Source organism: Paenibacillus nicotianae, from assembly GCF_042681745.1.
Taxonomy (GTDB): Bacteria; Bacillota; Bacilli; order Paenibacillales; family Paenibacillaceae; genus Saccharibacillus; species Saccharibacillus nicotianae.
The window spans coordinates 148340-175102 of sequence record NZ_JBHUGF010000010.1 but is presented as its reverse complement, the minus strand read 5'-3'; the positions used below and the strand labels follow the sequence as shown (position 1 = coordinate 175102).

Below are 26763 nucleotides of genomic sequence, written 5' to 3'. Positions count from 1 at the left end.
CTCACTTATACCGTGTTGCAACGACTTCGAACTGTATATTTATTTTTCGGTTTCATACTAGAGTATCATAGAATCTGGTGATATGTCCTGACATTCCAAAATTCTTTGTGAATGTGTATATACATTGCATGAATCTCCACGAATAAAACCAACTGTGGTTATCCCTAAATGATCGGCTAACTCTAATGCTAATCCTGTAGGTGCAGATTTAGATAAAATAACTTCACAGCCAATTTTAGATACTTTAGTCAAAATCTCCGAAGAAATTCTCCCGCTAAACACAATAATTTTACCTTCCAAACTTAAATGTTGCTTTAAGCACCAGCCATAGATTTTGTCCAGCGCATTATGACGACCAATATCGCTTCTGGCTACAATAATGCCATCAGGGTCACATAAAGCAGCGGTATGCACACCACCGGTATGTTGAAATAATTCTGCGCTGTGTTGTACTTCATCCATCAGCCGAAAACAATCTTCAAACGACAACGTGACATTCACCGTATCCATTACTTTGGCTGTACGAGCATCGTTAAAAAACACAAATCCTTGCCGGCTTGTCCCGCAACAAGAAGTAATATAACGTTTGGTAAACAACTGACGATGTTGAGGCTTCCAGCGATCTGTACGTACATGTACAAATCCTTCTTCAGGCTGTACCCATAATTCTTGAATATCGTCGTACTGTTTAATAACTCCTTCAGATGCTAGAAATCCGACAGTCATATCTTCAATATATTCAGGCGTACAGACCAACGTAACAAATTCTTCGCCATTTACTTTTACTGTAATCGGTTGTTCGCGAACGACTTGATCTGTGATCGTAGTCACTTGCCCGCGCCGATAACGTACAATCGTACGATCTTGTTGCAATTCTAAATCCATCTGCCTCATCCTTGCTCAATATTTTTTTCAAACACAAATACAGAGATGGCAAAATCATCTTCCACCTTAATATCGGTAAACAAATGCTGTAATTTAGAACCGCATAATTCTTCCATACCATCTGGAACATGCTGATCATATAGTCCTTGAACCATCTGGGTACGTGCGCGGTGTACCATTTCTTTGCCTTCAGGAGTAAGTGCAATAAATTTTTCAGTCGGTGTAAAATTACCCCACATTTTAGTAATCGCCATATTATCGACAAAAGTAGTATGAATCCGTTCAGGCCCTTTGCCAAATGTATCTTTACGCACTTTACGTACGATTTCATTGAAAGTTGTTTCTTTTTTCATCGATAAACCTCCTTGCTTTGATGTTTTGATCATACACCTCATTTTGTAGATTTCAACTATATTAAGCTAGCATATCGTGTTAATTGTGTCTTGAAATTTCACAAAAGAAGAGTATAATTTAGAGTATTCACATTTTCGTCATAATATAATGGGATTGGTCAGTTAGTATGTCATTGCTAAACGATTACTCCACTTTAAAAGTGCTACCTGAAAAGAGGTAGTGATTTTAAGGTGGAGTTTTTTTATGCTCTTTTTATTTTATCCTTTATATGTATTTTATAGATAATAATACTTATAAAAGAAATAAAAGTATAAATATTATACTACAAGTATCCGTTAACCATTATATTATGCGCTAATGCTATGCAAAATTTTGTCCACCTCTAGAAGTACCATATTTTGTTTCACAAAAATCACTTTTGATTTCACTAGAAGAAGCCGCATTTATATTACCAAATGCTTACAACTAGAAATACAACTGTTAAATAAAGGAGTATCTGCATGAGCGAACAACGAATCAAAATTACTATTAATGGACAATCTTATGAAGCAGGTTCAGGATTAAGCGTTCTGAATGTGATCAATCTGGCTCAAATAGAGCATCCGCAAATCTGTTATGTTCCTGAAGTAGATCCGATTCAGACTTGTGATACATGTATTGTTGAAATCGATGGCAAATTAGCACGCGCCTGTTCGACGATCATTACAGAAGGCATGAGTGTACAGACTGATTCTGTATCTGCCAAAGCCGCACAAACAGAAGGTATGGATCGTTTGCTTGAGAATCATATGCTGTACTGTACAGTGTGTGACAATAATAATGGCAATTGCAAATTACACAATACAGTCGAAGCTATGGGTATCGAACATCAAAAATACCCTTTCCAACCTAAAGTTCCTGCAAGCGAAGTGGATATGTCTCATCCATTCTATCGCTATGATCCTAATCAATGTATCGCTTGTGGTCAATGTGTAGAGGTATGTCAGAACTTGCAAGTCAATGAGACGTTATCGATCAATTGGGAAGCAGAACGTCCATACGTGATGTGGGATGAAGGTGTTCCTATTAATGAATCTTCCTGTGTTAGTTGCGGACAATGTGTCACGATCTGTCCATGTAATGCTTTGATGGAGAAATCGATGCTAGGTGAAGCTGGATTTATGTCCAGGATTGGCGAAGAAATGCTTAATCCAATGATCGATCTCATCAAAGATGTAGAACCAGGATACAGCGGTATTTTTGCTATTTCTGAGATTGAAGCAGCTATGCGTGATACACGAACTCGCAAAACCAAAACCGTCTGTACCTTCTGCGGTGTCGGTTGTTCGTTTGAAGTATGGACAAAAGGTCGTGAGATTCTGAAAGTTCAGCCTTCTCACGATGCACCGGTGAATGCTATTTCTACTTGTGTGAAAGGTAAATTCGGTTGGGACTTTGTAAACAGTGACCAACGTTTAACCACTCCACTGATCCGTCGCAACGGGGAATTTGTAGAAGCATCATGGGATGAAGCTTTGGATCTTGTAGCGGAAAAAATGTCAGCGATTCGCAAAGAACATGGCAGTGATAAATTAGGCTTTATTTCATCTTCCAAAATCACCAATGAAGAAAACTATGTGATCCAAAAATTAGCTCGTCAAGTTTTTGAAACCAACAATGTCGATAACTGTTCTCGTTATTGCCAATCCCCTGCTTCGGATGGTCTGATGTCTACAGTAGGTATTGGTGGAGATGCAGGTACGATCAAAGATATTGCTTCCGCAGGTCTGGTGATTCTGATCGGTTGTTCTCCTGCTGAAGGGCATCCTGTTCTAGCTACTCGTATCAAACGAGCACACAAATTGCATGGTCAACAATTAGTCGTAGCCGATCTACGCAAACATGAAATGGCGGAACGTGCAGATTTATTTATTCGTCCACAACAAGGAACAGACTTTGTCTGGATTACAGCGATTATGAACTACATGGTTGAACAAGGCTGGCATGCAGCAGACTTTATTCAACAAAATGTGAATCAATTTGACGAATACCTCAAAGCTTCTGAACCGTATACGCTTGCTTATGCAGAAGAAGTCACTGGAATTGCTCAAGCGGAATTAATCCGCATTGCTGAAATGATTCGTGATGCAGACGGTACTGTGATTTGTTGGGGTATGGGAGTGACGCAAAATATTGCTGGATCACATACTTCTGCGGCTATTTCCAATCTATTATTAGCGACAGGTAACTATATGCGTCCAGGCGCAGGTGCTTATCCACTTCGTGGTCATAACAATGTACAAGGTGCTTGTGATATGGGTACTTTACCACCGTGGTTGCCAGGTTATCAGCATGTCTCTAATGATGAAGCACGCGCTAAATTTGAAAAAGCATATGGCGTACCGATCTCTCCTGCTCCGGGTAAAGATAATATCGCAATGGTTGATGATATTGCTCGCGGCGAACTTAAAGCGATGTATCTTGTCGGCGAAGATATGGCATGGGTCGATTCCAATGTAAATCATGTACATGAAATGCTTGCTCAACTTGAGTTTTTCGTTGTTCAAGATGTCTTTTTGTCCAAAACAGCTCAATTTGCAGATGTAGTCTTACCTGCGGCTCCATCACTTGAAAAAGACGGTACATTCTCAAATACAGAGCGTCGTGTACAGCGTCTATATCAAGTTCTTGAACCTTTGGGTGATTCCAAGCCAGACTGGTGGATTACTACACAACTTGCCAAACGTTTAGGATTCGATTGGGGTTACACGCATCCTTCTGATATTTTTGATGAAATGGCAAGTCTGACTCCTTTCTTCTCTGGTTGTAATTATGAGGTGTTGGAAGGTTGGGGAAGCTTCTTATGGGGTTCTGATACAGGCGAAAGTACACCTTTGCTCTACACCGACGGTTTCCATTTCCCTGATAAAAAAGCTCGCTTCTCTCTTGTACAATATGTACCTGCGGTAGAGTTCCCTGCTGAATTCGATCTAGTGCTCAATAATGGACGTTTGCTTGAACATTTCCATGAAGGCAATATGACCAACAAGTCTACAGGAATTAATCGTAAATTACCGGAAGTGTTTGTTGAAGTCTCGCCTGAATTGGCAGTAGAACGCGGTGTCGAAGATGGTACACTGGTTCGTCTAGAGTCTCCATATGGAGCAATTAAATTAAGAGCAGTTGTGACTGATCGAGTACGTGGTAATGAAATCTATGTGCCAATGCATTCTACCAGTCATGAGACCGCCGTCAATTTGTTAACAGGTTCTGCTGTAGATGTACGTACACATACCCCTGCTTACAAACAAGCCAAAGTACGTATGATGGTCTTGAATGTGAAAGGAATAAATCCATTACCTTCATCCAATCCCCGTAACAAAAAACGCCATCCGCAAAATGGTGTTGAGGTGCAACGCAAATGGAATCGGGATGATTATGTTTCGTTAGTGGATATGTAGGTGGATGAAAGGTGCTGGCGCTTCGGGAGTGAATTGTTCTTGTCGTCGCTGGTGTAACGGAATCCCCTGATTTACCGCTTAGCGGTAGGGATTTCGTTACAAAGGCGAGCGCTTCGCTCTTTCAGAACAATTTCACTCCCTTCGCTGGTGCAACTTTGGGGGTTGGGGCAGTGGAAAAGCATTTAAGACCTTTAACCTTTAATAAATTTTAAATATTTAATGCTTTGCTCTTAATGTTTTATTATTTGTAAAGATGTAATAACTTAGTTCTTTAATATTGGAAGGTGTAATGCTTTTCATAATTTTGAGTGGTAGTAGTTATGTTTTTGATAGTGTTTTTTGATAGAGATTGATATCTAGTGCATATGACCATATATCTGAACTAATCTTTATACAGAAGAAAGGAGAATGAATGTTATGGCGACTCCGATTACTACGATTCGTAAGCGGGTGCTTACGGAAGAAGAGCAACAACAGCAGACGATTGATGAATTGAAAAAGGAATTGGCGGAATCGAATGCAGCGTTAGCGCGGTCAATGTCGATATTGCGTGAGTTGAATGATAGTGGGATTTTGGAAGCGGCGGAATCAATGCTCAAAGCCAAAGCACATATTGCCGAAATTGCGTTAGGGCAAATCTCGCGTAAAGAAATTACCAATCTTATTAATAACGGTATGGCGGCAGCTGGTGCCTTAACTACAGTTGATCCAGCGCAAACGACTCAATTAATGAATAGTGTTACCAAAGGATTAGGAGAAGCAGGTAAAGAAGATAACACTAAAATAGGTGTATTTTCGCTGATGAAAGCATTGAAAGACCCTGATATCAATCGAGCAATTCGATTTGGTATGCGATTTATGAAGGGACTTGGTCAAGGATTGAACGAAAAAAATCCTGCTGATCACTCTTAATTCATCGTATTATATATACCAGACAGTACAAAGCCTATTCGCTTTGTGCTGTTTTTTTATATCTAATTAGTCATATTACAAATATCAAATCATACATATTCTACGATGTAAAAAACTTGACAATTGGTTGTTAATCGTTTATTTATAGTAGTGATTGTTACTTTATAACTCAGGAGGGATATTTAATGAACAAAAAGGTTGGTTTGGGGATTCTAGCAGCTACATTGACATTTGGCATAGGGACAGGTGCTCTGGCAGCAACAGGATTAGAACCTATCAAAGCTTATTTGAACAGTACGATTTCTCTGAAAATGAATGGCACTACAGTTACTCCTAAAGATGCGAATGGCAAAGCTGTTCTCCCTATTACTTACAATGGTACTACTTACTTACCTGTACGTGCAGTTGGTACTCTAATGGGAACTTCCATTACTTACGATCCCACTTCTTCTTCTGTTATTATTGGTAGTTCAGGTAACACAGGAACACCTACCACCCCTATCGAAAATAGCTCTCAATCCCTTAGTACACTAGGCACTAAAGTATTAGGTAGCTCTGATTGGCATACCAAAGATCCAAGCAGTACTGTTTACAAAGATAAAGATTACAAAGATGTTTTCCTCTATACAGGTGTAAATAATCAAAGTAAAAGCTTTCAAATCATGACAGAAAACAAATATTCTAAATTACATTTAGAGCTAGCTTCACTTAGTGGTAATCAAAAAATAGTTATTATGAATCAAGATAATACAACACTCAAAACGTTATCTGTTACTCCTGCTAATGGCATGGTTAGTGTTGACGTAGATGTTACTAATACCAAAGCCGTTTATCTTGAAATCACTGATGCTGATAATGATTCCAAATTATTTGTGCCACTCACCACTTCTTCACTAACTAAATAAGCAAGAATTGACTTGATTTGTAGACAAACGAGATCATTGTGTTAACGATAGATATCCTATTCGTTGATCGATCATCTCGTTCTTTTTTTGTATACCTGCACCTTTATTTATATATTTACTTTATTTGAATAGTTGATCCTGACCTTTACTATCACTTTATCTGCTTTCTATTGTCCTATCTATTTCTATTTCTGCAAATATAGTGTCAATTCGTTCCCCATCTCTATGACCATTTCGATCAGTTGGTTAATTTCTTCGCGATTAATCTGATCGATATGAATCCCTCCACAGATCGCAAAATTCCCATGCCATTGTTTTCGTAAAGATATGGCGATTTCCTCAGTGATATAAAATTCTTGATGTTGCTGAAATTGAATCGTTTGCAACGGTTGATTTTGAGTACCTGCGGTAATTGTTCCTAAATGAGGTCGATCGCCTCCACTGATTAAGATCACTATATCTTCTGTACCCATATGGTAAGCATCCATTTGGATATAAATTCTTCCTCTATTTTTATGGATATGAATCATAGTCTCTCCTCGCTTTCTTCCTTCATTAAAAGCGAATACATAGTATGACACAATGAACTTTATAACAGTGGTCTTGATCTATGTCGTTATCAAACAAAACAAAAAAAGCCAACGCTCGGGGGAACGTCAGCTTTTTTATATATAAACTACGCTATAAGCATTTGGCAGATACTTATAGGTAGATAATATTTTGGCCGATCAGATGGCAGTTGATCGAAAATGTCTAAATTCTTATTTTTGAGGAATAGTCAATTGGTATCCAGCAGGTAGAAGGTTGTTGGCAGCAACCAATTCGTCTACAGTTACACCATATTGAGCAGCGATTTCAGTAAGGCTAGCACCTTGTGGAAGAACTACAGTAATTTTGTTGTTTGTTACTGGCTCAGTTGTTTTTGTAGGCTCAGTAGTTGTGTTGTCTGTTGGTGTAGTAGGTTCAGTTGTTTCGTTAGCTGTTCCGAACATAGAATTGATTTGTGCACTTACAGAATCTACATAAGCTTGGTTGTTAGCGCGTTGTTCTGCTTTGTCTTTGTTTTTCTCGTGGTTGCTTTGATCGTTAGAAGCGGCAGATACTTGATTAGCTCCGATTGGTGCTACAACTGCTACTGCTCCAAGACCTAGTGCTAAAGTAGTTGACAATAAAACTTTTTGAAATTTGGTATTCATGATTAATTTCTCCTTTGGGATGTTAGCTGTTTTTTGGTAACTAATTTTCTCTTAGTAACCTTATGAATTAATAATAACATTAATTAAAGAATATTGCAATACTATTTAAAAATATTTTATTATATTTTGTGCAATTATTCTTCGATACTATTTATTAACCAACCTATCTAAATTTTAAACAGCATTTTGTGACTATTTGCGTACTATTTTCACTTTCTAATCACGCTTCTATTCCCTCTTACTGGAAGCGATAGTAAGGGATACAGTGTACTCATTCACAAAAAATGCTACAATACGAAAGATGATGTAAAAAGTGAAAGCGAGGAATCCTCTCTATGATTATTAAACCTAGAACACGGGGCTTTATTTGCACGACCGCTCATCCTATTGGCTGTGCACGTCAAGTTCAAGAACAAATTGAATATGTACAATCTCAACCGAAAATTAGTGGCCCGCGCAATGTACTTGTGATTGGTGCTTCTACTGGATACGGATTGGCTTCTCGCATTGTAGCAGCGTTCGGTGCAGGTGCTAATACAATTGGTGTTTATCGCGATGGTAGTTCTGTTAAAGGACGCACTGCTTCTGCCGGTTGGTATAACTCGGCTGCTTTTGAACAAGAAGCTCAAAAAGCAGGTCTGAAATCTTGCAGTGTTATTGGTGATGCTTTTACAAACGAAATTAAAGCAAAAACGATCGAAGCGATTCGCAAAGAATTCGGTCAAGTTGATACAGTGATCTATAGTGTGGCGGCTCCACGTCGTACTGATCCACAAACAGGTGAAACATTCAGTTCTGTTCTTAAACCGATCGGTGCTGAATATACGAATAAAACAGTTAACTTCCATAATGGCGAAGTCACTCCTATTACAATCGAGCCTGCTTCTGAGCAAGAAGTACAAGATACAGTCAAAGTCATGGGCGGTGAAGATTGGAAATTATGGATGGATCAATTACAAGAAGCCGGTGTATTAACTGAAGATGTCACTACAGTGGCGTATTCTTATATCGGCTCCGATATTACACAAGCGATCTATCGTCAAGGTTCAATCGGACAAGCGAAAGATCATTTGGAACGCACAGCACAGGAAATGAATGATCAATTAAGCGCTACAGGTGGACGTGCTTTTGTATCTGTTAGTAAAGGATTGGTGACTCAATCGAGTTCAGCGATTCCTGTGGTTCCTCTGTATATCTCAGCACTGTACAAAGTTATGAAAGAAAAAGGCATTCACGAAGGTTGTATTGAACAAATGTATCGTCTATTTGCAGATCGTTTGTATACAGATGGCCCTGCTCCTGTCGATGAGAAAAATCGGATTCGTATCGATGACTGGGAATTGCGCGAAGATGTTCAAGCAGAAGTTGCTGAAATCTGGGATAACTTAACGTCTGAAAATATTTATGAACTGACAGACTTAGAAGGCTATCGTCGTGAATTCTTCCAATTGTTCGGTTTTGAGACAGATCATGTTGATTATGAAGCTGATGTAGAACCCGATGTAAAAATTGCTCATCTTTATTCTGAATAAGCTTTCTATAGCAAAAAGCACATACCTATATGATGTAGGATGTGCTTTTTGTGTATCGATATAACATACGTATGCAAATGGGTCATCTCTATATATCTCATCGACTGGCTCCAAAAACATGTTGTAGATCAGCAGAATCGGATTGCAGTGATAACACTAACTTGGATGGATCTTCAGGTAAATAGACAACACGAATAATCTGCCCTTGTTGAACTTGAGAAAGACTGCTTTTAAAAATCTCTTTTTGCACATCTACAGTAATTACCTCTCCTGACGGTTCAGTAATACCAAGTGTAAGTTGAAGACTTATTTTGTGTGCGTCTATTTCTCCTAGAGGGACAACATCTATTATTTTAGCGTATGCTTGTTGACCCTGTGTAGCGATATTCATCATTTCTGGTGATACGCCTTGTTTGATCATTTGCTCATTTAGTAATTGCTGTGCTTCCGCTTGAGAGACCTGCCCTTTCCAATCGATCCCTACTTTAGATGGATCTTTAGAAGAAACCAGTAGTGGAATAAGTGCACCCGGTTGAAATTGAGCTAGCGATGTCAGTGGCACTACCGCTCGCAATTCAGCAGGATATGAATCTTCACCCTGACAGGTCACGATAACTTTACATAGAATCTGTGGTTGCTCATTAATATAAGTGCCTGTTTGTTGAACCGATTCAATAAGACCGATTGCTGACTTTCCAGATTTGACTGTTTTGAGACTGAATACAGTTGATAGGATCGTCGGTACAAAGATAAGCGCCATTCCGATATAAATCAACGGATGATACCAGCGTTGATCGATCACTTCCAGCACATCTCCCCCGGTCAGATTCAAGTACATTGGTAATCCCCATACGGTTACTAGGCATAGTATACCTATTGTTATCAGAATTTTCCTCATAATGATTACTCCTTATTTGTTGAATAGATAGCTGGTTATGAAGAAGAAATGATCCCCATATAAATAAAGTCAGCAGGTGAAGATGGATGAACTCCTAATCCTATACAATCACCTGAACGTGGAATATGCATTTTGGATACCAGTGTTTCTAATGTTTTCTGATATCGGGTTCCACTGTTCTCTGTTACATCCAACACCAGAACAATAATCGGATCGAAATTTACTAGCTTGCCTGTATCTTGAACAGAAATAACCTGTGCGGTAGCTGTAATTGGAATTTGTCCACTTGCAGATGATTGCGCTTGGCGTGCCATTTCTAAGCTAGCATTGATCTGATCTCGCTGTTCTTTAGGAACTATACTTTTCATAAATAATCCGCTTAATCCTTTGTTAACGACTTGATCTGCCTGCTCGATATGATCTTGCTCTTTTTTATTTCGTTTAAAAAATCCCATACGTGTATGCTCCTTTATTGAGGTGTATTGTGGTTCTGCTTTTATTATATAAATGCCGTTGCCACACAACAATACATACAAGCACATACAAAAAAAGCAGACAAATCGTCTGCTTAATCTGCTTTTTATATCAAAACATTGCTCGATTCAGTAAGTATTCACAAACATGATATGCAAATCTTTGCTTTAATTCGTTTTCTATTTGATCTATTTGTGATTAAATCGTTATTTTTATCTTATTTACATAGATAGCTGTACACAAAAATTAAGATGTACGTAATAAATAGACTAATTTTCGATAATAATGAGTGGCTTCTTTGTATCGCCGTTGATCTTCTGATACGACTGCTAATGCTTCATATAATATACTGAGTCGTGTCGATTGGTGGATTGATTCAAAATAAGGCAAACACATCAACGCTTTTTCGATAAAACGTTCAGACTGTCCTTGAGACAAAGCTATCTGACTTTCATAAAAAGTTACAGCCATCTGTTGATCATGATGTAGGCTAAGAACATTCAATTGTTCGATATAATCTATTACTAACGCCCAATCTTTGGTGGCAAGTGCCAGCTCACAACGGTAGATTAGTAACACAGGCAACATATTTTGCTTGGTTTCTTCAGGTTGATTATCTACAATCTCTTCAAACCGTACAATTTCTGCTTCTGCTTGTTCCAGTTGTTCTGTCATCGTTAACATTATAATCCGATTATTCATAATTGCACTTAACATATCACTTTGATGTTCCGCATAGACCAGATGAGCTTCTGCCATAGATAGAGCCGTTAGCGATTCCTGAACAAATTTCATCGAAAAGCAATATCCACTATAGATAATATAAAGACCGGATAATCGGTGAAACCATCGCTGTTCATACACTTGCTTCGTAATCTGTTCAAATGTCTTTTTAGCTTCTTCAAATTGTTTGGTATGTACATAGGCTTCCATCCGAATATGTTGCGCAGTCAGCCAGGTTTCGCTACCGGTCTGAAGTAGTGCAATCCAGCGTTCCACTTGATGCAGTACATCGTAATATTGATGTTTGGAGCGGAAATGTTGAATTTTATAAAACCCTAAAGCTTTGAGTAGCGGAATAGGCAATAGAATATCATCCGGTCGTCCAAACTTATCCAGATAAAAATTCAAATACGATTGATGCACATAATCATAAGCATGATGATCATTCAATTGTTGAAAATAGGTCGCTTTCATCAAAGCCGTCGTCAATTCTATCGTTAACGTATCATCACGATCGGGCAAGTCGTTGACTTCTTGTTCAGGAATACTCGAAGCCTGCATCGATAAACGTTCAAAAATCTGTTCCGCACGTTGTAAGGTGGCCAGATCATCAGCCGCTGTGCGCTCCAAATAAACCGCTGTGACACCTAGCCGTTCTGCAATCTGCTCTGCCAGATCTTCTGGTAATGGATAGCGTTCTGCTAAAATATTAGCGAAATGAGCTTGAGTGACTAATCCTTCGACCAAGTCTTTACGAGCAATATTCTTTTTTTTACACAAATAATCAATACGTTCTTTTAGCATCTGATGACCTCCTTGAACGATTATGATAGACAAGTAGCTACTGCCTATTTTAATCAAAAACAACCTGATGGTCACCTATTCTGTTTGTTTATTCACAGAACACGTATGATCATCAGGTTGTTACGGAGATAGATTAGATTTTGAAGCGACTTACTAATGCTTGTAAATCTTCTGCAAGACTTGTTAAGGCTACCGCAGAATGTAGAATTTCTTCACTGGAAGCCAATTGCTCTTCGGTTGCCGCTGCAATTTCCTGTGTACTATCGGATATTTCTTGCGTACCTTTAGTCATTGTTTGCATCGAATCGGCAGAATTGGCAAATGAATCGTTAACCTGTGAAGCATTGGTAGCAATACTTTCCGTTTTGGCAGAAATTTCTTCAACTGCATGTAAAATATCATGGAATTGCTGTACTGTTTCTTTAGTCATCTGATTACCTGTTGCGACATCTATTTGGACAGTTTGAATAGCCGACATTGTAGATTGTGTCTCTAACTGAATATGACTAACCAGTTCTTTGATCTGTCTACCTGCATTAGCTGATTGTTCCGCCAATTTTCTCACTTCTTCTGCTACAACTGCGAATCCACGTCCATGTTCTCCCGAACGAGCTGCTTCTATAGAAGCATTTAAAGCAAGTAAGTTGGTTTGAGAAGAAATTTCATTGATTAATGTGGTCACCGTATCAATCTTGGTCGCATGCCCTGCAAGTACACCCACACTTTGATCTGCACGAGACACTGAATGTTGAATCGAAGTCATTTGCTCGCCTACACGTTCTATAGACTCTGTGCCTTTTTCAGATTGCTGTTTCATCAATTGAGAGAAAGTAGCCATCTGAGCTGTATTTGCTGAAATTTCAGACAATTTGTGGAATGAATTTTGTAACGATGTAGATTGATAACCCAATTGTTTGGCTTGTCCGCCTGTCTGATCGGCAATCACCTGCATCGATTCAGCAACCTGTTGCGAAGTAGACTTGGATTGCTCTGCACTTGCTGAAAATTCTTCTGCTGAAGCTGCAACCATATCGGATGATACCCCAATCTGACTAACAATCGAATGTAATGTAGCAACAAAAAGATTAAAGCTAGCAGCCAGTGTACCAAATTCATCTTTTTGCTTCAATACAATCGTTTGAGTCAAATCTGCTTCGCCTTGAGCAATCTCTAACATTTGGCGATTTAATAAACGTAATGGTTTGAGAATAGCACGCAATAAAAGAAGACCTAGAATAATACCGATTAAAGAAGAAACAATAATAACCACAATAATAACTGTTTTACTAATATATGCTTGTTTTTCATTTTGTGCTTGTAATTGAGTGACTTCTTGATCGAGTTTTGTAACGACATCGTTTACAACCGGTGTCAAAGCTGTTTTGCGAAGTGTACGTTCTTCGCCGAAATGATATTGACTCGCAGCGGTTGGATTTTCGCTTTGTAATTTGACTACATTGGCATTCAAGTCAACTACTTTTGCAAAAGTAGTACTGATTTCTTGCAAAGACGTTTTGTAAGGCACGCCTGCGGATGATTGTTGCAATGATTGCAATACACTGTTGATTTCAGTGATTTTTTTCTGCATTTCTGTTACGTATTCTTGTTCACCCGTAAGTAAGTAACCACGTTCATCATTTGAAAGTCCTGCTAATCTAAAATTGATTTGTTTCATATTTTTTTGCATTTCCATTTTGGATTGCAATAAGGCACTCTGTTCAATCGTATTCGAGATTGTGACAAAAGATAATATTCCACTCCCCAAAATAGTAATAATCAACAAGCTAATAGTGGTAATCAATCGTGCTCTGACTGTCATGATGTATCTGCCTCCGGTTATTCTGGTATAAAACTATTAGTTAATAAGACCTATTATTATTATCGAATTTTGTCATATTATGTATTAGCTTTTTTTGAAATTTTTACACTGTGTTAACAAATAAAAAAACTTTATCTCTGTTTCGATAAAGTTTTGTGTGTAATAGATATGTTTTTTGCATATTTCGGTTAGTCTTCATACAAATACAAGTAAATTTGACAAGCCATACGCACGTTAAACCATTCATCTCCATGATCAAATGAGTAACCTAATAATTCTTGAATCCGTCCCAGACGATAATATAGCGTATTGTGATGAATACGTAACGATTGAGTAGTATTTTTGAGATTACGGTCATATTTTACAAAAGAAACTAATGTGTTCATTAGATTGGCCTTTTTTTGCTGATCATACTGAATAATCGGTTCTAAGACATCATTCAAATATTCTTCTAATTCTTCCCGTGATTGTTGCATAAAAAAGCGAATTACACCCAGATCGCCAAAATAGATCAACCGCTGTTGATTGCCTTCTTTAAGTAGCAACTGCATACATTGTTCTGCATCTTTGTAAGATCGATTTACTTTATCTAACCCCTGATACATTCTACCGATACCCGAGGACAATTGACGATCTCGACGAAGCTCACGTAACAATAATTGAAATTGGTTGTGTCGTTCTTCTCTTTTCAGATTCCCTGCCATATTAACAATAACAATTGTACGATGATGCCGTTCGACCAATAAATAATGAATAGGTAGCTGACTCATAATAGCTTCAAATGAATGTCTTGCACTCTTTGGCAGAGGTTGCATCAATATCACTATATAATGATCTTCCTGTTCAAATCCAAGTACACGAGCCTGTTCTTGTAAAGACATATTCATTTCACCGGATAGAATACTTTCAACAAAAGCATCTTTGGCACGCATCTGAGATTGTTGAACAGCTTCTTTTTTTACCCAATCTAATGCAAGTACAGTCGCACTATATTCAAAAATCATTTTATTCGTACTCATAAATTCCTGACTTCCTGTCCATGCACACAAATAACCGAGCAATCGATCTGTACCTACAATTGGAGTGACAATAATCGATTGAGAAGCATCTTCTTCCAAGACAATCCGTTGCCACTTTTTGCTACGTTGTACCCACTGCATCGCAGGATGTTGGAGAAAATGATCAGGTAAATGAGGTTTTACTTCAGCAGGCAAATAATCGATCGGTGTTAGCAGTAGATCGAATACAGCGATAGGCATTTTAACATTACGATATAGAGCAGATAGAATTTCAGGGGTTCCATATCCTTTGGCTGCCAAGTTATTAATCTGATTATGAAAATCCATTGTGACTTGTAAACGTTCATGTTCTTGACGTAACGCATCATGGGTCAAAAACAGTTCATGATTCTGCTCTTGAACCTGCCGAAATAAACGATGATGCTCAATCGCCATCGTTGCTAGATCACAATAGATTTGTAGCGATTGAAGATCATCTTCAGTCAATGCTTGGGCATCGGTAAAATTATCAAGCGTCACTACACCGATACAACGATCTTCTGACAATAAAGGTACTGAAATACAACAACAAGGGATTTCTCCTTGAGTCGATGATTCTACATAGTATTTGTAATTAAAAGCACTCATATTATCCATCGCCGTTTGTAAAGCAAGAGGATTGTTTATCCGAATAGGATTACGTTCTGCAAAAACTTTGCCTGATATCCCTTCACCTGAAGATAAGCGGGTCATCATCATCACTGCTGGAAGATAGCCTACAGTGGCTTGAATAATTAATTTATTGATTAATGGATCATGCAAAAATAAAAATCCTGCTTCTGCGGTTGGAATACTCTCCATCGCTGTCTGCAAAATCAGTTGAAGCATTTGTTCTTCATGAACAGGAGACATAATCGTCTTCATGAAGCGCATAAGAGACTGAATCGGGGGATGCTCCATCGGTTACGCCTCCTTTAAGTTCACTTTGTGCTATATATAGGTATTTCTTTTCTGTCTATAGTTGTGATTCAGACTGCTCAAATGTAATTTGACCACCTGCTATCGTTAGTGCCACTTCGCCTGAATCTGTTAGTGGATGTGTATTCCAGATCACGATATCAGCATCTTTGCCTACTTTTAATGAACCGGTAGAATCTGCTAGATGCAAATGACGAGCCGCTTGAATCGTCAACGCTTCCCATGCGACATCCAGTGGTAATCCTGCTTGAATAGCCATTTTGGCAGACGTTGGTAAATATTGAATAGGTAAAACCGGATGATCGGTTGTGATCGATATCGGCACTCCTGCTTGATACAAAGCAGGATACGTTTCCCATGAAAGGTTACGCAGTTCTACTTTACTACGTGAAGATAAAGTGGGGCCTATGCTGCAATATCGACCAGATACTGCTAATTCTTGAGCGATCTTAATCCCATCGGTTGTATGTTCAATCGTAATATCCAATTCAAATTCTTGCCCCAATCGTAGTGCTGTAGCAATATCATCGGCGCGATGTGCATGAAAACGTACCGGGATTTTCTTTTCTAAAGCAAGACCTAGAGCTTCCATACGTAAATTGCGTGGATATAGAGCTTGGCTTGCTTTGTTGGATTGTTGCTGTGCTAAATAGTGCTGTGCTTGTACTAATTGTTCACGAATGATACCAGCTATGCCCATACGAGTCAATGGTGCACGACCACTAGCTGCTCCATGATATTTTTTAGGATTTTCGCCTAATGCCATTTTCAGACCTGATGGATGAAGTACCGTCATCTGCTCTACGGTTGATCCTGGAAGAACTTTGAGACAACACATTAAGCCTCCAATCACATTAGCACTACCCGGTAAGATTTGAACAGTAGTCACGCCTGTTCTAGCGGCATCGACAAATCCTTCATCATACGGATTGATTCCATCTAACGCACGTAAATGAGGAGTCACAGCTTCAGATGTCTCATTATAATCTGCACCTTCCCAACCGATACCTTCTTCATCTATTCCGATATGTGTATGAGGGTCGATCAAGCCGGGAGAAACTAAGCGATTCTGTGCATCAATCATTCGAATACTGGATATATTATTTACTTGTTGCTTATAAGCTTCCCATTCGTCATTATGCCCTAAACCGGCAATTTTGTTATCTACGATATGAATCCAACCTGAATTTATCGTTGATCCTTCCATCGTTAACAGATTTGCATTTGTAATCAGGATCGAAGATGTGTTAGCAGATTGTACTGTAGTTAAAGAAGGTTCATTTTCCGGAAAATAACTCATCGACTCAACCTTTCTTTTCGAGGGGAATACCTTTCATAACGGTATCCACCCAGTCGTAGTATTGTTCAATTAGTACAGAGCGATTGCTATAATAAATTCGTTCTAATTCAAGAATAGGTTCAGGATGGTCATCTACACGAAAATCGACATAAGGGAATCCTGGTGTAGCTGCTACTTTGAGTACCGATGCTTGTTTGCCGCGACGATCTCCACCTGCATCTGAGCCTGCTTTGAGAGCAGCAAGTAGACGTTCTGCTAGCTCCAAATCTGCACTCTGTTCAAAAGCTTGTTCCATAGCAGGCAATACGTCCTCATTCGCAAGTAGATTGCCAGATAGACAAAATTGATCACCGATCAAATGCCCTTTGACATCATCATTTTCACTACCTGTAAAAGCAGCACAATGACCAAAGCGATCAATCACAGCAACCTGTCTCAAATCTCGACCGGGATCTTCCATCAGTAGATCATCCAGTACTTTATTAGCGGTAAGCCCTTGTCGTAACAATTCAATACCACGAGGCCCAAGTGCTGGATTCATCCATCCCTGAGTAGCCACCACACCGTATTCAGGATCAACACAAGGAGAGAATGCGCCCACACCTGGAAATTTAGAAGCTGCTGCTGCGCCAAACCGCTTGGTTTGGGGACAACGAGCAATAATAGCAAATGTATTACACTTAGAATCAGCTAAAGGTCGATCTGTTGGATAAAAAATAGGCATCAAACAGCACTCCTTTCTTCTAAGATGATTTAATGTTTATTGGATTTGGGATCAAGTGCATCGCGCAGACCATCTCCCAAAATATTAAAACTTAATACAGCAATTGTAATCGCCAGACCGGGAAATACAGCGATCCACCATGCCGATTCCATCCAGTCTTTGCCTTCATTAAGCATTGTTCCCCATGATGGAGTATCTGGCTCTGCGCCCAATCCCAGAAAGCTAAGAGCGGCTTCTGCTAGAATCGCAAATGCAAAAGATAAAGTAATCTGTACAATCAATGGAGCCATGATATTAGGTAATACATGTTTGAACATGATTCGAATATGCCCTACACCGATCGAGCGAGCGGCTTCAATATAAAGCGAACTTTTGATCGATAATACAGCGCTACGAGCAATACGGGCAAATATCGGCGTATATACAATACCGATCGCGATCATTAAGTTTGTTGTACTTGCCCCTAGAATCGCCATAATCGATAATGCTAACAAAATATCAGGAATCGAAAACAGCACATCAGTAATGCGTGAAATGATCGCATCGACCCATTTGCCAAAATAACCTGCAAGGATACCCATCGTTGCGCCAATAAGCAAAGCAACCCCAACAGCAATAACACCTACTCGCAATGATATCCTTGCTCCATAAATAATGCGAGAAAGAATATCACGCCCTAACTGATCTGTACCTAGCCAGTGATGAATACTGGGTTTACCCAACATTTCGGTTCCCAGTGCATAAGGATCAAATGGAGCTATCCAGCCTGCACCCAATGCAATCAGCACAAAACAACTAATAAATAGGAGACCCGTCATGGCGAGTTTGTTTTTGCTAAAACGATACCAAATCTCTTTCATGCAGAGCTCCTCCTAATAACGAATTTTGGGATTTAAAATCGAATACAGAATATCTACAATCAGATTAATGACAACAAAACAAAAGCCTACAAACAATATCGTTCCTTGCATCAAAGCATAATCTCGATTCGTAATCGCTTGTAATGCTAATCGCCCAATTCCGGGTAACGAAAAGATTTGCTCAATCACAACCGATCCACCGATCAAATAACCAATCTGGATACCGAGCACTGTAATAATAGGAATCATCGCATTTTTGAGTGCGTGTCTTATCAGTAATCGCAAAGGCGACATTCCTTTGGCGCGCGCCATTTTCATATAATCTTCACTCAGCACTTCAAGCATCGTAGAACGTGTCATCCGCATAACGACTGCTGAGACTGCGGCTCCAAGCGCAATACCTGGCATCCACATATGATGTAAGTTTTCCAATGGATTTTCCCAGAAAGAGATATATCCGCTGGAAGGAGCCCAACCTAACTTCAATGCAAATAACAAAATAAAGATCGTACCCAACCAGAATCCTGGAATCGAAATTCCCAATAGACCTACAACTGTTGCCATATAATCAGGTAATCGATTATGACGATACGCTGCCCATATACCGAGTGGAATCCCTACGAGACTGGCAATTAATACACTGATTAATGTTAATTCTAGAGTTACAGGTAAGCGTTCGATAATCGATTGCATCACCGAATCTCCGCTAAATGAAGAACGTCCTAGATCACCACGTAGTACATTTCCAATCCAGATTAAATATTGAATATAAAGAGGCTTATCAAGCCCGTAATAAGCTTTCAATTGTACGGCTTGTTCTTCGCTATAACGCGTTCCCAATAGAGCGGTAACTGTATCTCCGGGCACTAAGCGAATCATAAAAAAAGTAACGATTGAGATTCCGAATAACACAGGAATAGAAACCAGAATCCGCCGGACAATATAGTTCAACATCGTATCCCTCCTTTAACCAAACAGGAACTGATAAGGACAAGCCCTTCAGTTCCTACATGTATCTCTAGTAAATACACTCTACACTTGAATCTACTCTACTTTGGTTTGTTTTAAGAAAATAGAAGTGACTGTCGGCTCTACGATAAAGCCTGTAACATTATTACGATAAGCGGCTGCACGTTCATTCATATACAGAAATACCATCGGTGCTTCATCAGCTACAGTAGTCTCAATTTGTTTGTAAATGTCTTTACGAGCGGCTTCATCCGCAGTCGTGCGACCTTTTTCAAGTAAAGCATCTACTTCTGGATTGGAGTAACCTTGTTGGTTATACGCTTCACCGGTATGGAACAGGTTATACGTGTATTCGTCTGGATCTACGAATCCTTGCCAACCGACAACTGCCATCTGGAAATCACCTTTACCCAAAGCATCAAAAAAGACGCTAGATTCTTGAGATTCTACTTTAACTGTAATACCTACTTCGGCTAATTGTTGCTTAATCACTTGAGCGGCTTGTACCTGATAATCGTATTCAGAACCAACTTTAAGCGTGAGCGAAATAGCTGGACTTCCTGCTGCTTGCAACAATTGTTTGGCTTTTTCGACATTACGCTGAGCATATGGATGAATATCAGGATATGCCCAGTGATTCGGAGGAATATTGCCACCATCAAGCACTGTTGCTTTGCCTAACTTCACCAATTGATTGATTTGATTGCGATCTACCGCATTCGCAATCGCTTGACGAACACGAACATCACGTAATGCAGGGTCTTTAACATTTAGACCGATATATTCCCAGAATGTACCCGGTTCTGACTTCAAGGTAATTCCTTCGACATTTTCTAATACTTTATTTTCTTTTTCTGTCGTTTCTAAAATTAGATCGATCTCATTGTTACGAAGAGCGGTTGTACGAGCAGTTGCATCTGCAATTGGCTTGAAGTCCACTTCATCCAGATACGGTAATCCTTTTTCATAATAATCAGGGTTCTTCTTCAACGTGAGCTGTTGATCTTTATCCCATTTGACCAATTCAAAAGGCCCTGTTCCTGCATCTACATTATCCAGACTGTTGTTATTGGCTTTTACAATATCGCTATCTACAATGCCATTCATCGGGTTCGCTAGATAGGTCAGAAACGGAGACATCGGTTGTTTTAAATGAAATACAACTGTATATGGATCAGTTGCCTCTATACTTTTGACTGCGGTAAATTGATTAGCTCGTACTCCTTTATCAATAATCCGTTCAATAGAATATTTCACATCGGCTGAAGTCATTTCTTTACCAGAACTGTGAAACTTCACCCCTTGATGTAGCTTAAATGTATAGGTAAGTAGATCATCCGAAACGGTATATGATTCAGCAAGTCCGGGTTCAATTTCACCGTATTTGCCATTATATTGCATCAATGTACTGTACATATTTTCGATATAATGCATTGAGCCTGCATCTGTAGCAGTATGAGGATCAAGCGTTTTGCCATCCGACTGCACTGCTACTCTAATCACATTTGAAGCTGTTGATGGATCGGCACTTGTGGAAGAAGGGGCTGTTGTCGCCGTATTTGGAGCTGAACTAGAACATGCTGTCAACATAATTAACATTACAATCAAAACTGCACCTGTAATTTTTCTCAATATACTCACCTCATCATATAATTTCTTGTGTTTGATGTTTTTCATGTTAACAATGTTCACTTTTTAAACATACGTTAAATCTACTGAAATGAGAGAGTTCTATTTGGGATAATTACCAAACAAACTATTGACCGATGTCTAAATAAACTATTTTACAGCCAAAATATATGTATTCTTATCCAATAGAATCTATTTATTGATTGTTAGTATGAAGAAAATCATTCTTAGATGTATGATTATTTGTCAGCTAAGTTATCATATGTACTTATTATGTATATAATCACTTATTAAAGCGTACTTTCGATATTTTGTAACTTTTTATCATACTTTTAACAGAAGATTTACGTTATATTTGAATTATTAAAATTGTAATAAAGGAGATTGTATCGATATGATCAAAAATGCGTTAAGCATGTTACGTGTGATCGGTAACGTGGAAGCGGTATCTTATCTTGCTCTAGTACTGATTGCGATGCCTCTTAAATATTTTGCAGATATGCCTCTTGCAGTAACTTATGTAGGAATGATTCATGGTGTACTGTTTGTAGCTTATGTAGCCGCGATCGGATTAACATTGATTTTGCGTAAAATATCGTTCAAGCAAGCTGTGTTGGGATTGATTGCTTCGGTTCTTCCTTTTGGCCCATTTGTATTTGATCGTTATTTGCACCGTCAACATCAACGTGATGAGGTAGAACAGACTCAAATTTCCTAATGATTAACCAGATCATCATGAGTGAATATACATAAAAAGAGATAGATTATCTTTATTTTAGAAAAGACAATTCTTTGAAGAGAATTGTCTTTTTTGTATAGTATGTTATATAGAAGATGAACGAACTTAAATACAAAGATAACTTTCGCAAAAAGGAGATATGTACTATGCAACTGGAGCAAGAATCTCAAGACTCTGCAATAAGGCGCTTTCTTTCACCTGTACGTCAATCCAGAGCATTTACATATCTGTGGTTAGGTCAGTTGATAGCGATGCTAGGTAGCTCGGTCACTATGATTATTTTACCGATTCTAGTCTACAGCTTAACCGGTTCTTCTACGATCATGGGTCTTGCGATGACGATCTATATGTTGCCGATCGTTATTATTTTACCGATATCCGGTTGGATTGTAGATCATACCGATCGTGTACGCTTGATTTTAGTGACCAATAGTGTTCGATTTGTATTGATGCTTAGTGGAGCGATTTTGATTTTTACAGACCATCTATCTTTATCTGTATTGTATGTAGGGCTGGCTCTGTATGGATTGATGGAAGGTATATTTCAACCTGCTTACTCTGCTTTGCGTGCAGAAATATTTACACCTGATATTCGAAATGCGGCAAATGCTCTTACTCAAGTCAGTATCCAATTTGTGCGTTTATTAGGCCCAACGTTGGGAGGAATCCTTGTTACAGTTGCTTCTCCTGGAAGCGGATTTGCGCTTGATTCACTTACATATCTATGTTCATTGCTTTGTTTTACATTACTTAGTAAGCACTTTATATCTCAACGTCAACAGCGACGGGCAAATCAACAGACTGCCACCAATACAGATAGTTCAGATTCTCTACCCCCTGCTGTCAAAACATCAGTCTGGCACGAGTTTACCGCAGGCTTTGTCATTTTGAAAAAACAACCGTGGTTATGGATTACGATTGTAATTTTCTCGCTACTAAATATTTGTTATGTTGGAATTACAAGCGTTCTGATTCCCTGGCTTTTCAAAATCCATCATCAATTAGACCCTGTTGTCTATGGACTGGCTATGACATCTGCTGGAGTCGGTGCTATTATTGGAGCCGTTTTATTTGGCAGTCGAAAGCACTGGCGCAAACGAGGTTGGATTGGCTATGGTGGAGCTTTGTTAAGCGGGATCGCTTTATTTCTATTATCTGTGATTACATGGCCACCGGGTATGGTAATGATTATGGCTTTGGAAGGATTCGGCTTGATGATGTTCTCACTTGTATGGGAAACAAGTCTGCAAGAATTAGTCCCTGTCGAAAGTTTTGGTCGGGTCGCTAGTCTGGATATGTTTGGTTCGTTTGCTTTTTTACCTATTGGGTTTCTAATTATTGGTTGGTTAGCAGATCAAATTGGAGGGCTGATTACGATTAGCTTGTTTTCGGGGATTGGGATGTTACTGGTTATTATCGGATTATGTGTACCTGCGATCAGGCGATTTGACTAAACATAGTTTTCGCTCTCATACGATCTTCAATCGCGTTCATTGTTATAACTAAAAGACACAAAAAAGAAGCATCATCGTGTATGATATGCTTCTTGTGTTTTACTTTTTGTAATCGTTCTTGTTTGGTAGATGTAAGGCGAGTATGTTGAGAAATTGCAGCATAATCTTCGTTTGCTTTGCGATTATACTCTGGAATCCAACTGCCACTGCGTGTTGCTTTGCGAATTGCTTTTTGAGTCTGGGTACGTGCCATAAATCATTCACTCTCCTGAATATAAATAATATTGTTCTTCCATAGTATACCATATTTCTCCAAATAGAATAAGCAGTTGAATAAGCGAATGATATGTTAAGTATTTTTACATATTATTCGCTTATTTTTGTATAAAACTCAAAATTTGACGTTCTGAATTGTGAAATATACAAAAAAGAATAAAATCTATAGTATCCACTTTATTCAAATGTTATAAAATGCTACATAAGATAATTGCAGATTAGCGATAACAACACAACGTATTATTCTTTTTTTATGCAATGATAACGTATGGTAGCCAAGCATTTGAATATCAAGGAGGTTTATTATGAATTTTTTTAAATCGTTGTTTTTTCAAATTATTGTAGCTGTGGTCATCGGTATTGGTGTAGGAATAGCCTTCCCCAACTTCGGAGAACAGTTACAACCGCTTGGAACTGGATTTATCAAACTAATCAAAATGTTAATTGCCCCTTTAATCTTCTTCGTTGTAGTAGCCGGTATTGCCAAAGCGGGCGATCTCAAAGCAGTCGGTCGGATCGGGCTTAAAGCGATTCTCTGGTTTGAACTTGCCACAACGGTAGCCTTGATGCTCGGTCTGGTCGCTGCTCGTGTGTTACGTCCGGGAGATGGAATGAATATCAATGCCAGTACACTTGACCCTAATGCAGTCGCAGCCAAAACAGGTGGTGCAGAACTTCCACATACTGTAGACTTCATTCTCAATATTATCCCTACCAGTGCTGTCGATGCTTTTGCTCAAAATGCACTGTTGCAAGTTCTATTGCTTGCTTGTCTATTTGGAACAGCGCTGGCTGCAAGTGAAAGTAAATTAAAAGATAACGTATTAACACTGGTTGATCAGATTATGGAACTTATTTTCAAAGTAGTCGGTTATATTATGAAATTAGCACCTCTTGGAGCGTTCGGGGCGATAGCTTATACTGTAGGCGCTTATGGCGCAGCTACTCTGGCCTCTTACGGGATGCTGATTGTTGCCTGCTATCTATCGGCAATCTTATTCCTAGTGTGTCTGGGACTTGCTGCATGGTGGATTACCGGTATGAATCTATTGCAATTTATTAAATACACTCGTTCAGAAATTATGCTTGCTATCGGAACAGCTTCATCCGAAGTGGTAATGCCGCGTATGATGGAAAAGCTTAATAAAGCGGGTTGCGATAAAGCAGTTGTCGGATTAGTCGTCCCTACAGGATATTCATTCAATCTCGATGGAGCTTCAATCTACTTATCACTTGCTACCGTTTTTCTTGCTCAAGCTGTAGGTATCGATCTAACATTAGGACAAGAGATTACAATCTTAGCTGTATTGATGCTTAGTTCAAAAGGAATGGCAGGTGTACCAGGTTCCGCATTTCTAGCACTATCTGCTACAGCCGCAGCACTTAATGCTTTCCCTGTAGCAGTGGTCGCGTTATTGCTTGGTGCCGATCGATTTATGGATACTATGCGCGTCTTTACCAATCTTATGGGGAATTGTGTAGCTGCTTTTGTTGTAGCAAAATGGGAAGGAATGTTAGATATATCGAAAATGAAAGCTGTACTTTCAGGAGAATGGACAGAAGAAGAAAGTGAACCTATGGCAACTACCAAACCTACGAAGTCACCAGAACCGATCCACTCTCCACTCGGTCATCCGTTGGCTCAATCGTATAACGTCTACGATAAAACATAAATGGATTGATATATTCAAGCATTCATTGATTATGTATTTGAAAATAACCACTAACTTAATCTTCAACCCATACCAAAAAGCTGTTCCTTTTTAATACAGGGTAACAGCTTTTTGGTGTAATCATTTTATAGTAATCCGGGTACAACTTTTACTTATGATCTAAAGAAATGGTTTTGTTATCCGCTTGCGATTGGAAAGCAGACAAAATCACTGATAATGATTTTTTACCTTCTTCTCCTGAAATAGATGGTGGTGTATTCGTCACGATCGATTCGATAAATGCGTCTACCACACCGCTTACTTCTTGTTTCTCATTGGTTGAAATCGCGCCAACACGATATTTCTCTACTGTACCATCACGAAGTTCTACAATTACTTGATCATCAGGATCGGTACCAATTTTCATAATACCATTCTCGCACCACAAGTAAGTGCCGTTATCTTCTCCGCGATAAGCTGTCCAGCTCGCTACCAGTGTACCGATTGCACCACTCTTCATACGAAGCAAGCAGATCGCATTATCATCTACATCGGTATCTTTTTTATCTAACGTACCGATAAATGCACTCACATCAACCACTTCATCATCTAGCAACCAGCGAATCATATCTGACTTATGTACGCCTAGATCACCCATCGCGCCCATGATTGCTTCATTTTTGCGGAAAAACCAGCTTTCTTTACCATCGATACTCCAAAATTCTGGACCACCATGACTAAAAGCCGTACGGAACGTCAATACACGTCCTAATTTGCCTGTTTGTAATACTTCTTTCGCTTTTACATGCGGTGGCATAAGGCGTTGATTATGACCTACCATCAAATACACATTATTCTTTTTCGCTGCATCAATCATCGCTTGTGCTTCTTCTTCCGACACAGCCATTGGTTTTTCAACCAATACATGTGCACCAGCATTTGCAGCCGCAATCGACATTTCAGCATGGAAAATATTCGGAGTGCACACGCTTACAGCATCGAACCCACCAGCTGCTAATAATTCTTTGTAATCACTATATGCTTTGGCATCGAAACGTTTCGCATAACCTTCAGCACGTTCTATAATTGGGTCAGCAAACGCTACCAATTCTACATTCGGATGTTCTGCATACTCTGGAATATGGCGACGTTCCGCGATACTTCCACAACCTATAACTGCTACTCTGACTTTAGTCATCGTTACATTCCTCCTGAAAGTTGAAGTTAAGTGTTCCACAGCTA

At 39.1% G+C, this 26763-nt stretch carries 23 protein-coding genes; 7 read left to right on the top strand and 16 right to left on the bottom strand.

What is annotated here, in order from left to right; genetic code table 11:
• Nucleotides 1–57 precede the first annotated feature (57 nt).
• The gene (gene fdhD, locus ACFSGI_RS05055; protein ID WP_204823099.1) at nucleotides 58–885 is read right to left on the bottom strand and encodes a formate dehydrogenase accessory sulfurtransferase FdhD; all 828 of its coding nucleotides are present in this window, start codon (nucleotides 883–885) and stop codon (nucleotides 58–60) included.
• 5 nt (nucleotides 886–890) lie between these two features.
• The gene (locus ACFSGI_RS05050; RefSeq protein ID WP_204823098.1) at nucleotides 891–1238 is read right to left on the bottom strand and encodes a Na-translocating system protein MpsC family protein; all 348 of its coding nucleotides are present in this window, start codon (nucleotides 1236–1238) and stop codon (nucleotides 891–893) included.
• A 501-nt stretch (nucleotides 1239–1739) separates the two neighbouring features.
• Between ACFSGI_RS05050 and fdhF the strand changes: the two genes are divergently transcribed.
• The 3 genes from fdhF to ACFSGI_RS05035 all read left to right on the top strand — a co-directional run bounded on the left by fdhF (nucleotide 1740) and on the right by ACFSGI_RS05035 (nucleotide 6496).
• The gene (gene fdhF, locus ACFSGI_RS05045) at nucleotides 1740–4679 is read left to right on the top strand and encodes a formate dehydrogenase subunit alpha (protein ID WP_204823097.1); all 2940 of its coding nucleotides are present in this window, start codon (nucleotides 1740–1742) and stop codon (nucleotides 4677–4679) included.
• 417 nt (nucleotides 4680–5096) lie between these two features.
• Nucleotides 5097–5591: a helical membrane plugin domain-containing protein gene (locus ACFSGI_RS05040; protein WP_204823096.1), complete on the top strand. Its 495-nt coding sequence runs from the start codon at nucleotides 5097–5099 to the stop codon at nucleotides 5589–5591.
• A gap of 185 nt (nucleotides 5592–5776) precedes the next feature.
• Nucleotides 5777–6496 carry a stalk domain-containing protein gene (locus tag ACFSGI_RS05035; protein WP_204823095.1) on the top strand — a complete coding sequence of 240 codons (720 nt, stop codon included), beginning with the start codon at nucleotides 5777–5779 and terminating at the stop codon, nucleotides 6494–6496.
• Nucleotides 6497–6681: 185 nt separating this feature from the next.
• Here ACFSGI_RS05035 and lpdD read toward each other — a convergent pair whose 3' ends face one another.
• Together lpdD and ACFSGI_RS05025 are read right to left on the bottom strand one after the other, a co-directional pair.
• The gene (gene lpdD / locus ACFSGI_RS05030) at nucleotides 6682–7026 is read right to left on the bottom strand and encodes a prenylated flavin chaperone LpdD (RefSeq protein ID WP_204823094.1); all 345 of its coding nucleotides are present in this window, start codon (nucleotides 7024–7026) and stop codon (nucleotides 6682–6684) included.
• A gap of 231 nt (nucleotides 7027–7257) precedes the next feature.
• Nucleotides 7258–7692, bottom strand: a complete 435-nt coding sequence (locus tag ACFSGI_RS05025; RefSeq protein WP_204823093.1) for a LysM peptidoglycan-binding domain-containing protein — start codon at nucleotides 7690–7692, stop codon at nucleotides 7258–7260.
• Between the two features lie 335 nt (nucleotides 7693–8027).
• Between ACFSGI_RS05025 and fabV the strand changes: the two genes are divergently transcribed.
• Nucleotides 8028–9224, top strand: coding sequence for an enoyl-ACP reductase FabV (fabV, locus tag ACFSGI_RS05020; protein ID WP_204823092.1), 1197 nt, complete (start codon nucleotides 8028–8030; stop codon nucleotides 9222–9224).
• A 97-nt stretch (nucleotides 9225–9321) separates the two neighbouring features.
• Here fabV and ACFSGI_RS05015 read toward each other — a convergent pair whose 3' ends face one another.
• The 10 genes from ACFSGI_RS05015 to ACFSGI_RS04970 form a co-directional block, all read right to left on the bottom strand.
• Entirely contained in the window at nucleotides 9322–10122 is an 801-nt protein-coding gene (locus tag ACFSGI_RS05015; RefSeq protein ID WP_204823091.1) for a hypothetical protein, read from the bottom strand.
• A 35-nt stretch (nucleotides 10123–10157) separates the two neighbouring features.
• A complete protein-coding gene (locus ACFSGI_RS05010) occupies nucleotides 10158–10577 on the bottom strand; it encodes a hypothetical protein (protein ID WP_204823090.1) in 420 nt (139 codons plus the stop codon).
• A 265-nt stretch (nucleotides 10578–10842) separates the two neighbouring features.
• Nucleotides 10843–12123, bottom strand: coding sequence for a helix-turn-helix domain-containing protein (locus tag ACFSGI_RS05005; RefSeq protein ID WP_204823089.1), 1281 nt, complete (start codon nucleotides 12121–12123; stop codon nucleotides 10843–10845).
• A 133-nt stretch (nucleotides 12124–12256) separates the two neighbouring features.
• Entirely contained in the window at nucleotides 12257–13942 is a 1686-nt protein-coding gene (locus ACFSGI_RS05000) for a methyl-accepting chemotaxis protein (protein WP_204823088.1), read from the bottom strand.
• Nucleotides 13943–14130: 188 nt separating this feature from the next.
• Entirely contained in the window at nucleotides 14131–15900 is a 1770-nt protein-coding gene (locus tag ACFSGI_RS04995) for a helix-turn-helix domain-containing protein (RefSeq protein WP_204823087.1), read from the bottom strand.
• A gap of 55 nt (nucleotides 15901–15955) precedes the next feature.
• Nucleotides 15956–17218, bottom strand: coding sequence for an amidohydrolase (locus ACFSGI_RS04990; RefSeq protein ID WP_204823086.1), 1263 nt, complete (start codon nucleotides 17216–17218; stop codon nucleotides 15956–15958).
• A gap of 4 nt (nucleotides 17219–17222) precedes the next feature.
• Complete coding sequence (locus ACFSGI_RS04985) at nucleotides 17223–17942, bottom strand: DUF1028 domain-containing protein (RefSeq protein ID WP_204823085.1); 720 nt, start codon at nucleotides 17940–17942, stop codon at nucleotides 17223–17225.
• Between the two features lie 29 nt (nucleotides 17943–17971).
• A complete protein-coding gene (locus ACFSGI_RS04980; protein ID WP_204823084.1) occupies nucleotides 17972–18802 on the bottom strand; it encodes an ABC transporter permease in 831 nt (276 codons plus the stop codon).
• Between the two features lie 12 nt (nucleotides 18803–18814).
• Nucleotides 18815–19756 (bottom strand): ABC transporter permease, encoded by a 942-nt coding sequence (locus tag ACFSGI_RS04975; protein ID WP_204823083.1) that lies wholly within the window; start codon nucleotides 19754–19756, stop codon nucleotides 18815–18817.
• Nucleotides 19757–19846: 90 nt separating this feature from the next.
• The gene (locus ACFSGI_RS04970; RefSeq protein WP_379282593.1) at nucleotides 19847–21448 is read right to left on the bottom strand and encodes an ABC transporter substrate-binding protein; all 1602 of its coding nucleotides are present in this window, start codon (nucleotides 21446–21448) and stop codon (nucleotides 19847–19849) included.
• Between the two features lie 346 nt (nucleotides 21449–21794).
• Here ACFSGI_RS04970 and ACFSGI_RS04965 point away from each other — a divergent pair, with 346 nt between their 5' ends.
• Both ACFSGI_RS04965 and ACFSGI_RS04960 read left to right on the top strand, forming a co-directional pair.
• Complete coding sequence (locus tag ACFSGI_RS04965) at nucleotides 21795–22118, top strand: DUF3817 domain-containing protein (RefSeq protein ID WP_204823081.1); 324 nt, start codon at nucleotides 21795–21797, stop codon at nucleotides 22116–22118.
• A gap of 167 nt (nucleotides 22119–22285) precedes the next feature.
• Nucleotides 22286–23593, top strand: coding sequence for an MFS transporter (locus ACFSGI_RS04960; RefSeq protein ID WP_204823080.1), 1308 nt, complete (start codon nucleotides 22286–22288; stop codon nucleotides 23591–23593).
• Here ACFSGI_RS04960 and ACFSGI_RS04955 read toward each other — a convergent pair.
• Nucleotides 23577–23846: a hypothetical protein gene (locus ACFSGI_RS04955; protein ID WP_379282590.1), complete on the bottom strand. Its 270-nt coding sequence runs from the start codon at nucleotides 23844–23846 to the stop codon at nucleotides 23577–23579. The two genes, ACFSGI_RS04960 and ACFSGI_RS04955, sit on opposite strands and share 17 nt — an antisense overlap.
• 328 nt (nucleotides 23847–24174) lie before the next feature.
• On the opposite strand from ACFSGI_RS04955, the gene dctA reads away from it, so the two are divergent.
• Complete coding sequence (gene dctA / locus ACFSGI_RS04950) at nucleotides 24175–25542, top strand: C4-dicarboxylate transporter DctA (protein WP_204823079.1); 1368 nt, start codon at nucleotides 24175–24177, stop codon at nucleotides 25540–25542.
• 148 nt (nucleotides 25543–25690) lie between these two features.
• On the opposite strand, the gene ACFSGI_RS04945 is transcribed toward dctA, so the two are convergent.
• Nucleotides 25691–26719, bottom strand: a complete 1029-nt coding sequence (locus ACFSGI_RS04945; RefSeq protein WP_204823073.1) for a Gfo/Idh/MocA family protein — start codon at nucleotides 26717–26719, stop codon at nucleotides 25691–25693.
• Nucleotides 26720–26763 lie beyond the last annotated feature (44 nt).